The sequence below is a fragment of the Pedobacter sp. GQ55 genome (genome assembly GCF_059758925.1).
The window spans coordinates 673,582-686,349 of record NZ_JCAXEI010000003.1 but is presented as its reverse complement, the minus strand read 5'-3'; the positions used below and the strand labels follow the sequence as shown (position 1 = coordinate 686,349).

Annotated in this window: 12 protein-coding genes; 7 read left to right on the top strand and 5 right to left on the bottom strand. The window is 38.6% G+C overall.

The genetic code is table 11. The features are described 5' to 3' along the window. Window positions 1-106 precede the first annotated feature (106 nt). On the top strand, window positions 107-2,257 hold the full coding sequence (locus AC6CH7_RS11910; RefSeq protein WP_498262922.1) for a hybrid sensor histidine kinase/response regulator: 2,151 nt from the start codon (window positions 107-109) through the stop codon (window positions 2,255-2,257). Window positions 2,258-2,608: 351 nt separating this feature from the next. On the opposite strand, the gene AC6CH7_RS11905 is transcribed toward AC6CH7_RS11910, so the two are convergent. After that, window positions 2,609-3,118, bottom strand: a complete 510-nt coding sequence (locus AC6CH7_RS11905; RefSeq protein WP_498262921.1) for a hypothetical protein — start codon at window positions 3,116-3,118, stop codon at window positions 2,609-2,611. Between the two features lie 174 nt (window positions 3,119-3,292). Between AC6CH7_RS11905 and AC6CH7_RS11900 the strand changes: the two genes are divergently transcribed. Genes AC6CH7_RS11900 through AC6CH7_RS11890 form a run of 3 tightly spaced genes read left to right on the top strand, consistent with a single transcriptional unit; the run spans window position 3,293 to window position 5,012 of the window. Beyond that, window positions 3,293-3,961: a peptidylprolyl isomerase gene (locus tag AC6CH7_RS11900; protein WP_498262920.1), complete on the top strand. Its 669-nt coding sequence runs from the start codon at window positions 3,293-3,295 to the stop codon at window positions 3,959-3,961. After that, a complete protein-coding gene (locus tag AC6CH7_RS11895; protein WP_498262919.1) occupies window positions 3,958-4,593 on the top strand; it encodes a M23 family metallopeptidase in 636 nt (211 codons plus the stop codon). Before AC6CH7_RS11900 ends, AC6CH7_RS11895 begins: the two co-directional genes overlap by 4 nt. 44 nt (window positions 4,594-4,637) lie before the next feature. Next, window positions 4,638-5,012, top strand: a complete 375-nt coding sequence (locus AC6CH7_RS11890; RefSeq protein ID WP_498262918.1) for a hypothetical protein — start codon at window positions 4,638-4,640, stop codon at window positions 5,010-5,012. A gap of 13 nt (window positions 5,013-5,025) precedes the next feature. On the opposite strand, the gene AC6CH7_RS11885 is transcribed toward AC6CH7_RS11890, so the two are convergent. Together AC6CH7_RS11885 and AC6CH7_RS11880 are read right to left on the bottom strand one after the other, a co-directional pair. Next, window positions 5,026-5,484 carry a DUF1569 domain-containing protein gene (locus AC6CH7_RS11885; protein WP_498262917.1) on the bottom strand — a complete coding sequence of 153 codons (459 nt, stop codon included), beginning with the start codon at window positions 5,482-5,484 and terminating at the stop codon, window positions 5,026-5,028. Window positions 5,485-5,545: 61 nt separating this feature from the next. Beyond that, window positions 5,546-6,559 (bottom strand): DUF3500 domain-containing protein, encoded by a 1,014-nt coding sequence (locus AC6CH7_RS11880; RefSeq protein WP_498262916.1) that lies wholly within the window; start codon window positions 6,557-6,559, stop codon window positions 5,546-5,548. Between the two features lie 195 nt (window positions 6,560-6,754). Between AC6CH7_RS11880 and AC6CH7_RS11875 the strand changes: the two genes are divergently transcribed. The 3 genes from AC6CH7_RS11875 (at window position 6,755) to AC6CH7_RS11865 (ending at window position 10,761) form a co-directional block, all read left to right on the top strand. Further along, window positions 6,755-7,123: a BlaI/MecI/CopY family transcriptional regulator gene (locus AC6CH7_RS11875; RefSeq protein WP_498262915.1), complete on the top strand. Its 369-nt coding sequence runs from the start codon at window positions 6,755-6,757 to the stop codon at window positions 7,121-7,123. Window positions 7,124-7,319: 196 nt separating this feature from the next. Then, window positions 7,320-8,252 (top strand): energy transducer TonB, encoded by a 933-nt coding sequence (locus AC6CH7_RS11870; protein ID WP_498262914.1) that lies wholly within the window; start codon window positions 7,320-7,322, stop codon window positions 8,250-8,252. Window positions 8,253-8,346: 94 nt separating this feature from the next. Beyond that, window positions 8,347-10,761 (top strand): outer membrane beta-barrel protein, encoded by a 2,415-nt coding sequence (locus AC6CH7_RS11865; RefSeq protein ID WP_498262913.1) that lies wholly within the window; start codon window positions 8,347-8,349, stop codon window positions 10,759-10,761. A gap of 20 nt (window positions 10,762-10,781) precedes the next feature. On the opposite strand, the gene AC6CH7_RS11860 is transcribed toward AC6CH7_RS11865, so the two are convergent. Then, a complete protein-coding gene (locus AC6CH7_RS11860; protein WP_498262912.1) occupies window positions 10,782-11,525 on the bottom strand; it encodes a LytR/AlgR family response regulator transcription factor in 744 nt (247 codons plus the stop codon). Next, on the bottom strand, window positions 11,522-12,604 hold the full coding sequence (locus AC6CH7_RS11855) for a sensor histidine kinase (RefSeq protein WP_498262911.1): 1,083 nt from the start codon (window positions 12,602-12,604) through the stop codon (window positions 11,522-11,524). The genes AC6CH7_RS11860 and AC6CH7_RS11855 overlap by 4 nt, the downstream gene beginning before the upstream one ends. Window positions 12,605-12,768 lie beyond the last annotated feature (164 nt).

The following is a 12,768-nucleotide window of genomic DNA, read 5'->3' as shown; positions in this document are numbered from 1 at the left end:
AAGTAGTGATAAACGATGCTAAAGGCATTGGTATGCTATTTGCCTATGTGCAGAGCGTGATCGCAATTTTTTGTCACAATTTATCCTCGTTGTTTAACATAATTTAATGAAAGTAACATATACACGAACTCAATCCAGGAAAATCCTTCTTGCTTTTTTGGCTATTGTAATTGTTCTAGCAGTTGCCGCACTTTTTGTGCGTAACTCTATATCGCATAAATTAGAAAATATAGTTAAGCAAGCCAACAATGTAGATGTTGATGGCTCCAAACCCCAGCAAATACTGTTGTTGCTGCATCAGGCAGAAGATGACTTTCAAGAGTCCTTACTAAATGTTAAAAGTACAAAAAGTGCCGACTATAAAGCCAAGCTGTCTAAAGCCTTTAATGAGATTGACACCTTATTAAAAAGAACCACAGATACACTTCAGATAACGCCGGATCAAAGCATAAAAGTGAAAGATTGGTATAATAAAAAGCTGCAACTTTCAGACAAGCTGTATTCTCTTAAGCATAATTTCGATTCCCTGCTAACTGTTTATGCCACCTTTGAAGCTGAGGGCAGTAAGGGCGAAGAAAAACTGGTTACCAGTATCAAATCACGCAACAAAGTAAAAAGTAAAACAGATACCGTTCGTAAAGAAGTAATTGTTCAGAAAAAAGGCCACTTTTCGAGATTAAAGGATGCTATTTCTAACAAAACAGCTACTTCACCAACAGCCGTAGTTGAAATTAACCATCGCCAGGAAACAGAGAACTCAGCACAAGCAACCCGAAAGGGGGGTGGCAGAGATAGGGCCATATACTTGGATAAATTGCAGCAACTGCAAGAAAGAAATGTAAAGATGCTTGCCATGCAGCGCGAATTGATAAGCCTGAATGATCACATTAGCACTGAACTGGAAAACATAATTAACGAGGTTAAAACGCTTAACTACAATATGGCCGATGAATTTAAAACAATGGCCTTTAAAAGTTACCAGGAATCAACAGATTTATTGAACAGGCTGTATTTGGCTGCTCTTTTTCTTGTTCTGGTCTTTGCCATGCTACTAATTGTATTTATAGTAAAACTTAACGGTTCTGAAAAACAATTACGTAAGGAAAACGAAAGAGCTGTTACCATTGCACAGCAAAAAATGGATCTTTTACTGCATATGAGTCATGAAATAAGGAATCCGCTAACCGCTATTAAGGGGTTCTTATATATATTCAGTCAAACAGAGTTATCAAAACGTCAATCCGATATGTTAGATTCTATCCGATTATCATCGGATATGCTATTGGGTACTTTGAATGACACCCTCGATGCGGCAAAAATGGAGAACAGTGAGTTCAAGTTCAATACCGATCCGTTTAACCCTGATTTTATACTTAGAGGTTTAATCGAAAACATGGAATTCAGTGCCACTAAGAAAATGCTGAAACTGAGCTATGAATTTGAAGGAGATAAAGAGGCCATTTTACTCGGTGATAGTTTTAGGTTAAAACAAATTATGATTAACCTGTTAAGCAATGCCATAAAATATACCAAAGAAGGAGAGATTACCGTAAATGCCATATTAACTAAAGAGGGCGATAAACCTAGATTAGAGGTAGGCATAACAGATACGGGAATGGGAATCAGTGCCGATCAGCAAACTAACCTGTTTTCCAAATATTATCAAACAAATTCTTCAAAAGGTAAAACCGGTACAGGCCTTGGACTATATATCTGTAAACAGTTTGTAGAACTTCAAGGTGGTAAAATAAACGTAAAGAGCACAGAAGGCAGAGGGAGTACCTTTAGTTTTTACATCCCCTATCTGGAAAATATTAGCATCGGAGAGGTTACAGTAAATCAAACTACTGAGGACCCTTTATCATTATTTAATGGAATAAGTATACTTGCTGTTGATGACAACGAGCTAAATCTGAAATTCTTGAAAATGATGACGCAAAAATGGAACGTTAAATTCTATAGCGCGGCAAATGGGAAACAAGCTTTGGATGTTCTAGCTAAAGAGACTATCACAATCGTTTTAACTGATATTCAGATGCCTGAAATGAATGGATATGAGCTTCTTCAATCCATAAAGAAATTACCGGATCCATTGAACAAACTACCTGTAATTGTAATTAGCGCAAGCCCGGAAGAATTTGAAATGAATAAAATCCTGACCAAAGGATTCTCTGGCATAGTTAGTAAACCGTTTGTTGAGGCAGGTTTAATTGAGCAGGTCGTTAAAGCATTAAAAGGGCAGGGTTCGTTTAAATAGATCAATAAAAAAGGCTGTACAATACCACGAATGGTCGGAAGGAATTCCGGACATTTCTATATTTTTAAAAAAAGCCCGGGATCGCCACCACATTGTATAACAATTAAGGCGATGGCTAAACCCCTTACTTCCATTCCAAATCGTCTTTTGGAAGTTTTATAGCCTTGTTTGTTCTCTTTGATCTTTAAATATGGCCATATCTCATTGATTTACAGCGGTTAGTGTACCTGAAATTAATGATGAAAACAAATTAAAAAAATAGAACCATGCTCTGAAAATAAAAAAGTCGGAAGATTTAATCTTCCGACCATTCGTGGTATTGTACAGCTTTTTTTATTGATCTATTTAATTCTAATGTTTCCCATTATTACCATTCCTGTTACCATGTTTGTCATTGCCTTTACCTTCACGGGATTTGCTATTACCTTTTGCCTCACGGTATTTGTTTTTGTTATTGGCAGGTTTGGCTTGTCTAATGCTTCTGCTATCTCTAATTACTCTTTGTTTTCCTTTGTAACCTTTGTATTTGCTATATTCTTTAATATGTACTTTATGCGACAAATAAGGTTTAGGCGAGTTAATCACAACTTTGTAACTATTATACAAATCATAGTTCCTATACCTTGAGGGCAAACTATTATTAAACACCCAATTTCCGTTATTCAGGTAAATGTATTGTTTATTAGGTACGTTGTAATAAGTGTCTATATCAGGAAGATAATAATAATCAACATGATCATAGCCAGCCGGCCCCCATTGAGGTTGAGAACCTATATTTATATTTACGCTTACCTGCGCTTGAGTGTTTATGCTGCTTAACGAAGCTACTCCGAAAACTACAGCTAAAAGTATTCTTTTCATTTTACGTGTGTTTTATTTGATAGCCATAGTGCAATGCCTATGCCACGGACCATCAAGGAACACACGCAATCTGCCAGATCTGTTAATTTACCGACAGAAAGAAAGAATATATCGACAGGATCAATCAAATAATCTTTTATATTCGTTAGATATTCTTAAAACTGGAAAAATCACATGAGACCTTCTGTCCTAACTTTGCTACTTTTATTATTCGCGTTGGTTGCTAACGCCCAGTCTACCTATGTAAAACTCATTACCAACAAGGGAAACATTACCTTGATATTGTACGATGAAACGCCTAAACATAGAGACATGTTTCTCCAAACTATTAAAAAAGGTCTTTACAATAACGCGCAATTTAATCGTGTCATTAAATCCTTTGTAAGCCAGGGAGGGGAGCTAGACGAAACTATTCTTGAAAGAGAAAAACTGCATCCCGAAGTATCAATACAACGCTTAGCCGCAGAGATAACCCCAACACTGTTTCATAAAAAAGGTGCTCTTGGAGCTGGCAGAAATGACAATCCCGAAAAGAGCTCATACCTTACCCAAATATATCTGGTCGTTGGTAAACCACAAACAGACGAGCAACTGGATGCCCTGGAAAAAAAGAAAGGTATTAAATTCTCGCAATCACATCGAGCTACTTACAAAACAATAGGGGGAATACCCCATTTAGATAATGATTATACCGTTTTCGGTGAAATAGTAGAAGGAATGGATGTTGCTGATGCCATAAATGCTGTAAAAACAGACAAAAATGATCTTCCATTAGAAACCGTAACCTTTAAACCGGTAGTATTGTCTAAAAAAGAAATGTTAAAGCTTAAAAAAGTAGAATGATGAAAACAGCGCTCTTAACTACTTTCCTTTTATTGTTGAACTTTCAAAAACCAACAATCGATACTGATAAAGATAGATGGAAACCCTATTATGTAGATGCTGTCCCAGCAGTTATAGCAAGCAATTGGGTATTGCCATTCGATGTATCCAGCAGAAAAGACATAAAACAAATCAAAGTAATCAGCATATTTGGAGATCATCGGGATAGCTTCTATAAGGGACACATACATACCGCAATAGATATTAATCCTTTAAAACCTAGAACGACTTTGATAAGTGTTTATCCAATCGCAAAAGGCGTTGTATGTTCAGTACATTTAGCAGAAAACCAGCGCACAGTAGTAGTAAAACACAAACTTGCAGATGGTAAAGTGATGTTTACTTCTTACAAGCACTTAAAAGAGGTGTATGTGAGTCAGGGCCAACAGGTGACCGAACAAACAAAGCTCGCTCGTCTATTTACTAAACAGGAGTCGAAAAAGTACGGAGGAGATTACCATCACCTTCACCTGGAGATTCGTAAAAATTTTGACGATTACGGCTGTGCCAGCTGGTTAACTATGAACCAAAAACAGCTCGATCAACGTTTTTACAACCCATTAATCTTTTTAAAAACGAAATTAAAAAATTAGCCTGCCAGTTGGTATATTTAGTAATAGCTATTTAAATAAATTGTATGGATGCACATGAATTAAGAATTGGAAATATTGTTGGCCTTAAAGATGGAAGCTGGTTTGTTGTAACCGAGGAGCACTTTAAAACACCAAAATTTTGGGAGTCATTTCATGGTTCCTATCAGGGGGTTCCCATAAACGAATATTGGGCATCATCACTGGGGTTGCAGGTCAAACTAAGCTCATTCATTACCTATGTAGAAGATAGCCAAGGCCAAAGCAATGAGTTTAATTTGTTAAATTCAGTTGACGAGAATAATCATGAAATCTGGATCGTACAATATAACGAGCACACTTTGAAAAGGGTAGAGTATGTTCACCAGATTCAGAATCTGTTCTTTGCCATTAGCGATTACGAATTGACGTTGGCCTTGTAGGTGGACGCTTTAATTAAACACCAAACTGATTCAAATGATGATTCAGGTGTTTGTAAAACATATTATTCCATTCTGCTTTAGTGAGTACACCAAATGAATGCGATTCTTTATTATCGAAATGACCTTCGCCTAACTGCTGCGTTTTTTCAATATAACTTATCAAACGTGCTTTTTCAGTTTCAAACACCCTGGGATCAGTAATTAGAAATTGCGGTGCTGTAGCACCATTCTTACAATAAGGTTTTTCATTAACAACCTTATTCTTGATCATCATCTTTAAAATGAACTTTAAAAAGGCATTTGGATTTTTATGAATATTATCAAACACCAATTCGTACGTTACATTACAATGCGCAAGCATGCGTGCAACATCCATTTTCCCCCATTCAGGTTGGCTTTCAGGTGTTAGCTTGTTTATTCTTGCGATTATTTCATCAGAAACAGATTTATTAAAGATGTTAGGGAATGCCATTTTTAAGATTGCTAATAAAGATTAAATGCCCTTTGCTAATCAGCAACAAGCCGCGATAAAGTTAGTTAAAAAAACTAAAACTACCGCCGTAATCACGGATGTGATCCCTATACACAGTATGATAATGCACCTCGGCCGGAAATACTGCACCTGGCTGGCAAATAAACTCTATCCATACAGAGGGGCCATCAATCCGTATATAGTCACCCTTGTTGGTAAGCGTAGGTCCACCAAAATATGCGATATATGTATTGTCTAGTTCTGCTGTGTAAAACGCCATTAGCTTTTTAGCAGTAGCATCATCAGCAATTTGAACCCAGACCTTCATGGCATCAATTACCAGCGTCTTTTGCTGTTTGTTTAGTACGCCCACTTTTAATCCAGCTTTTGTAGCAGGGAATTTACCATCAGCACCCGGGCCAACAGATACATCGCCAAAACCGCTGTTTAATTTGGCACTTTCTAATTGCTCAGGGCTCAAAGAAGCCAGGATCGCTATCAAAAGATCATGATTGGCTTTAAGAGGAGCGTAGGTAACTCCATTTGCAGTCCAGGTTTTGGGCTCTAAGCCAATAAAGAGTGGCGAAGCACTAATAACCTTACCGTTATCAAACGTTAAGTTAACTGCCAAATGGTGGCCGCCTAACTGAAGTTGCCATTTGCCTGTAATACTTGGCTTACCCAGAAAAGCAATTATATAATTTCCCTCGGAGTATCCCTTACGGCCGGTTCCCAGAAAACCATCAGTAGCTAAAATCTGCATTGCCTGGTCATAACCTTTAGAAGGAAGCGTCCCCATAGCAGCCTTAACTACCGCTTTAGCATTTTGAAACTGTATGTCTGTCAGTGAGCCTAATAACACCCCAACTCTACATTGCAATCCACACGGGAGATTGGTCCATTTTGTCGCATTTTCTTTAGTATAACCAATTACAGCTGCCTTTTGCTCATCGGCATTTAAAGATTCAATAAAAGTGTTTGCCGTTCTTATAACGGTACTAACTGATACTGCCTTGCTGTTCTGACTGCAAACCAATACAAGCAACATACAGAATAGTGCCCTGAGGTTTTTCATTTGTTTTTTTATCCAAATTACTAAAAAAGGTGGAATGCTAAAGTTCCATTTGCTATATAAACATAGAAACGTTAATGCTTGTAATGCCCTAACACACGGCAGCTACCCGGATTATAAGGAAGGGATACCTGAAAAAATAATTCTTAGTTGCAGTAACTAATTTTTTAGCTGATATTTGATCATAAAAAATCGTTGATGGATATAAAAGATTTGACAAAAGTTGAAAGCCAGTTGATGCAGGTGCTTTGGAAATTAGAAAAAGCATTTGTTAAAGAAATTATCAATGAGCTGCCTGAGCCCAAACCAGCATACAGCACGGTTTCTACCATTATCAGAATTTTGGAAAATAAGGGTGTAATTGGTTATGAAGCTTTTGGTAAAACCCATCGATATTATCCGCTTATTACCAGGGAAGAATACATGCGCCATGAGGCAGATAAGTTTCTGGGCAATTATTTCTCAAATTCTGTACAGGATATGTTTTCGTTTTTCGTTCGTGAGAAAAAAATAGACCTGAAGGATGCAGAACAGTTGCTGAAAATGATCGATAAAATTAGAGACTAGACATATGGAAGCCCAGTTTTACTTTTTCTGGTCGAGCATCTTGCTGACAATATTTTACCTTTTTTATCTTGTACTGTTCAAATGCGAAACGTTTTTTCTGTTGAATAGAATTTACTTGTTATCAGCACTTTGTTTGTCGATGGTGCTTCCAGTGCTTGATCTTTCCAACTTAATTGGATTACCAAAAATGGAATTGATGGTTTCAATATTATCGGTCATTGATAGCGGAAAACCAGTAATTGTAGCTGAACAGGAATTTGATTGGTTGTTTATCGGCTACTGGATTGGTGTAGCCCTCGCATCGGGTTTATTATTAATTAAATTTTTTGGCGTAAAAAAGCAAATGCAAATACCAGAAAAAGGGAGTGCTTTTTCGTTTTGGAGAACAAAAGTGATTGACCGGGAACTTGATAATTTTGTTGCGATTGATGCGCACGAAAGTATACATGTAAAACAGTTTCATACACTAGACCTGCTGCTGATCGAACTTATTGGCGTGTTTTTTTGGTTCAATCCACTGATTTATTGCTACCGTAAGAGCTTAAAGTCTATTCATGAATACCTTGCTGATGAATATGCAGCGAACTTCGCCGGGAGCAAAAAACAATATGCGATGGCACTGTTTTTACAAAATTTCAAAGCCGGACCCATTTTGGCAAATACGTTTTACAATCCTTCATTATTGGAAGCACGGATCAAGATGTTGCAACGTAAGAAATCTAATACTTATCGTTTATTGAAATATATATTATGCGTACCATTGCTTGTTTTGGTAACGGTGTTGTGCTCGTTTAATACTTCTGATTTTAGCGGTTACGGCACAAATAAAATTGATCAGGCAGCTGATTTCCCAGGCGGATTTGAAGCTTTCAGCAAATATTTGATTAGAACCGCGAGAAAAGTTTCCGATAAAGATGGAAGGGTTGTGGTTAGTTTCATCGTAGAAACTAATGGAGAAATCACCAATGAAAAAGTTGAAAATGGTTTAGATAAAGCAAGTGATAAAGAAGCGTTAAGGGTAATAAAATTAAGTCCGAAATGGGAGTCAGCTTTACAGAGTGGGAAAAAAGTACGTTCAGCTTATCAAATCGGTATAAATTTTCGGGCTGATAATCAGGTAAATAGGTAGTGTATTTAATTATTTAGTTGCTATATCTAATTTGTTAGTTGTTTAACTAATTAAATAGTTATATGTTTGGGTTATTCAAATTTACCCAAACGCTATGCTATATTTAATTCTTAAATCCACCCGATGTTATTACTGTTTAGGTCTGGTTTTGCTGTTCAGCACAATGCCTGGTAATGCCAGGCAAAAACCTGGCAAAGTTACAGGCGAGGTAGTGGATGAAAACAGCGCCGCACTTCCATTTGTACAGGTGACTTTAAAAAACAGTCGGGATTCCAGTACTGTTAAAGCTGTGCTTGCTGATGACAAAGGACACTTTGTATTCGAGATTCCTGCAGGCAGATATTTGATCGAGCTCAGGATGATGGGTTACGCCACAGGTTACGCTAAAGCTTTCGATATTGCTGATGCTCAAACTGAATCCCTGGGCGCCATACAACTTAAACCCGTTGCAACGCAACTTGCTGCTGTAAACATTTCCGCACCGCTTCCATTTGTGGAAACAAGAGCTGATAAACTCATCGTTAATCTGAATGGATTAGGTTCTGGTGCGCCAATAATGGAAGTAATGAACCAGCTTCCCGGGGTAACCGTTACACCCGATGACCGGATTAGTTTAAACGGGAAATCGGTTCAGATTTATATCGACGGCAAAGCCACCGCGCTTTCTGGCGAAGCATTAGCCGGCTTGCTAAAAGGTATGTCTTCATCGGCTATTCAAAAAGTTGAACTCATTGCTCAGCCCTCAGCCAAATACGATGCTGCGGGAAACGGTGCCATCATTAACATTATCCGCAAACGCAATTACAAAGCCGGATTAAACGGGAATATCTATGCTGGTGGAGGTAAAGGGACGTTTGGAAAAGCAAATGGGGGGATTAATCTTAATTACAAAAGGGCAATTTATAACCTGTTATTAAACATGGACTACAATCACAATGATTATTTTTACAACATTAACATTGCTTCGACCTTCCTTAATGCTAATGGCACATCAATTGGCCACTCTCTCTCGGATATCAAAAGCACCAGAACCAACGCCAATTATACACCCAACTTGGGTATAGATTTTTACCTTTCTAAACGCACTACCTTGTCTGCTTCAGTTAAACCGGGATTTCAAACCTTCAATCGGGATGGTGTTGCCAGGACCGATAATACTGATCAAGCAGGGAATGTCTTTTCGCAGTCCCAATTTGTGAATCTGGTGGATATTTGTGCAACCAACTTCTCCTCAGGTTTGCGCCTGCAACATCAGTTTGATACTGTAGGCCGGGAATTAACCATCGATTTAGATTATTACCGTTATGGAAACTATAACGATCAGGACAATCGAACCATCACTTTGAATCCCGTTTCAGATCTGCCAAGTGTGATAGCGCAGAACCGTGTTTTTGATGTTTATGCATTAAAAATGGATTACGCTCATCCATTAGGCAATGGCCGTCAATTAGAAATGGGCATGAAAACAAGTTATGTCAATTCTGGAAATTCTAATTTTTATCAGGATATGAATGGTCAGCAAACCGATTTATTCGCTTACAAAGAAAGTATTTCCGCACTTTATTTAACTTATGGTCGTACTGGCCAAAAGTTTTCATATCAGTTAGGTATAAGAGGTGAGTATAGCCGCGGACAGGGCGAGCAGCAATTTGAATCAAGCCGTTTTACCAGGAGTTACTTTCAACCATTTCCATCCCTGCATTTTGATTATAAACTAACTAAAAACCATAACCTTACATTAGGGCTCAACAAAAGGGTAGAACGTCCGGGTTACGAAAGTTTAAACCCGCTGATACGCATCATTAGTAGTAATAATTTACAACAGGGAAATCCCGCACTTTTACCTGCCGTTGCCTACAATGCCGACCTGTGGTATGGCTATAAAAACGCATTTTTCTTTGGTCTGACATACAGTTACAGTGCCAATGATTTTACCAGTCTCTCTGTCCGGCTAAATGACCGCGTTATTACTACATTGCCTGGTAATGCCGATTATAGTGGTTATTTTACCCTGCAAGCCATGTATGGCAAACAGGTACTGCCATGGTGGTATACCAGCACCAATGCTGTTTTATCGAAACGATCTTTCAAAGGCGAATTTAATGGTATTTTCTTGCAGAACGATGGTATTTTTAGTCTCTCGGGAACTTCGTACAATAGTTTCTCGCTCAGTAAGGACTTCTCTTTGATGTTTCTTTTCAATTACCAGGGTAAAAGTATCAGCCGCTCGATTACCAATCAGGCTTTTGCCTATTTAACCGCGGGTATGCGGCAGCAGTTTTTAAATAAACGTGCCTCCGCCCAGCTTAGTATTGTTGATCTGTTTAAATCATATCGAAATTACTACCAACAAAACAGTGGTACTGTACAGCAATTATGGCGAAACCAGTTCGAAACCAGAATGGTGAAACTGAACCTGAGTTACAATTTTGGCGGCACGATAAAAAATACAAAGAAAAGTAATAGTGCAGAAGAAGAAAGGAAACGAAGTGCCTTAAACGAAAATTAAAATTTCATGTCTCCGAAACTTCAAATCCATTTCCCAACAAACTGCGCGAACGCATCTTTATGCTGGTCGCCAACGCTGATCATCATCTTGCCAATATGCACCGAGCTTTTGGTCATAGATGTGATCTTATCCAGCGAAACGATAAACGAACGATGCACGCGCATGAAACGTTTCGGGGGTAATTTTTCTTCCAATGCTTTCAGGCTGGTGCGCGATAGGGTTGCTTTCTCGGCGTTCTTCAGTTCAATCTTTACATAATCCTTCAAACCTTCAATATATAGAATATCATCCAGAGCGATGCGCACAAGTTGATATTCTACTTTCAGAAAAAGATAATTGTCGTCCGCACTTTCTGTTTCATTTGCCGGGGAGGGGTTTACAGCAGGCCTGTTTAGCAATTCAGCGTAATTCAATGCCTTTTGGGCAGTCCTGTGGAATTCTTTGTAATTAAAGGGCTTTAACAGATAATCCAAAGCATCTACCGTGTATCCCTCCAGAGCGAACTGATTGTAAGCGGTAGTAAATATAATGCGTGGCTTGTCCAGCCCCGTGTCCAGCACGCGTGCCAGCTCAATGCCATTCAGATCGGGCATTTGTATATCCAGAAATATGAGGTCAATCTTTTGCGTGCGAATGGCTTTTAGTGCGTGCACAGCATTTGCGTATTTGCCTGCCAGTTTTAAAAAAGGCGTTTGTTCAATGAATTTGCACACCTGACTAAGTGCCAGAGGTTCATCATCAACCGCGATGCAATTCAATATCATAACAGATCCAGAATTAAGTGAACAGTGTACTCATTATCGGCATTAAGCTCGCAGATCTCTAGTTTATGTTTACCTGGGTAAAGCAGCTCGAGCCTCCTGCGGGTATTCACCAAACCAATGCCGCCGCTAGTATCTAAGCTAACACTATTATCCTTCATTATCGAATTTTTTACAGTAATATCAAGCACGCTATCCCGTTGGGTAATCATGATATCGATATGACTTGGCGCTGTCGCACTTACCCCATGCTTAAAGGCATTTTCAAGGAAAGGCAATAAAATCATTGGTGCCATCGGCATATCCTTTAAGTGCGGGGGAGTATCAATGTTTACCTTCGCCGCCTCGGTTAATCGTAATTGCATCAGACTAATGTAATCCTCCACAAAGGCAATTTCCTGGCTCAGCTGGGTTTGTCCCTGTTGCGTTTCATAAAGTAAATACCGCATCATGCGCGAGAGCTGATGAATGGCCTCGCCGGCCATATCTCCATCAACCTGGGTAAGCACATAAATATTGTTCAGTGTATTAAAGAAGAAATGCGGGTTGATCTGTGCCTTAAGGAACGACAACTCTGAAGTGATCTTGTCTTTTTCCATCTCCTCACGTTTCTGCTTATCTTTTTGCCATTTCCTTATGGTGGCCAGGCTGGTACTAATACCAAGCACCATAACAGATATAACTAAAGTAAACACTTGCAATATATTTTCTCCGCGGTGTGCCAATATTTTCATCATCAAGCGCTTATGAAAAGATTCGTCAAACAACCATTGATGAAAGTTAAGCGCCGGTTCACTCCAGCCATCTAAAAGCACGATAACTATAATCACCCCAATGATTATTGCAAAATAGTAACCAGGATGTTTTTTTAATAAAAACCTCGGCACAAGAACAAAAGCATTGATATAAAATGCGACTACCAGCAGGCCAAGTGTAATTACCTGTCTTATCCAGAACGCGTAATGAATATTAATCCCTGAAAAAAATGGTAGATAAAAAAAAATGGCCAGACCGAATACACTCCAAACCAGGATATGTATCAATATGGTTATCAGCTTGCTTTTTGACAGTAATGGTTTCATTTTATAAAACTGGTTTCAGTATTTGTCCGGAACACAACAAAAACCGGTGCAATATCACTTATTAGCTGGTTTCCTGCAAATTCAAGCGCTATTGAGCCATTTTGTGCCGACGAACAGCCACTTTTCATCCTTTAGCGGGCATTACCGGTTTTTTATGATAGATA